Origin of the sequence: Streptomyces doebereineriae (assembly GCF_031845645.1) — a bacterium.
Lineage (GTDB): Bacteria > Actinomycetota > Actinomycetes > Streptomycetales > Streptomycetaceae > Streptomyces > Streptomyces canus.
This window is the reverse complement of record NZ_JAVREZ010000111.1, coordinates 1-536: the sequence shown is the minus strand read 5'-3', so window position 1 is coordinate 536 and position 536 is coordinate 1. Positions and strand designations below refer to the sequence as shown.

Here is a 536-nt window from a genome sequence, read left to right as displayed (position 1 = left end):
CACCCCGCCCGACGGGTTGACCGGGAGGTCGCCGTCGAGTTCGGTGACGCCCGCCTCGGTGAGCTTCCACCCCTCGCCCTCACCGGCGAAGCCGAGGTTCTCCAGCCACATCGGCTCGTACCAGGAGAAGGGGACGTACATCTCGACGGCGTCGATCTCCCGGCGCGGGTCGGTGATCCGGGCCTGGCGGTAGACGTCGGCGGCGCAGTCCCTGCCCGCCTGCGGGGAGACGAAGTCCTTGCCCGCGAACAGGGTCGGTTCGCTGCGCATCGCGCCGCCGTGCACCCAGGCCGGCGGGTACGGGGCCCGGCCCGCGCCCGCGCGGTCGGTGAGGACCATCGCACAGGCCCCGTCGGAGGAGGGGCAGGTCTCGGAGTAGCGGATCGGGTCCCAGAGCATCGGGGACGCCTGGACCTTCTCCAGGGTGATGCCGGTGTCGTGGAGGTGCGCGTAGGGGTTCTTGAGGGCGTTGCGGCGGTCCTTGTACGCGACGAGGGAGCCGACCGTGTCGGGGGCTCCCGTACGGCGCATGTACG

General features: G+C 72.0%; 1 protein-coding gene. It reads right to left on the bottom strand.

From position 1 onward, the window contains the following. A partial coding sequence (locus RNB18_RS50955) for a thiolase C-terminal domain-containing protein (RefSeq protein ID WP_394817805.1) occupies window positions 1-536 on the bottom strand: 536 nt, incomplete at both ends.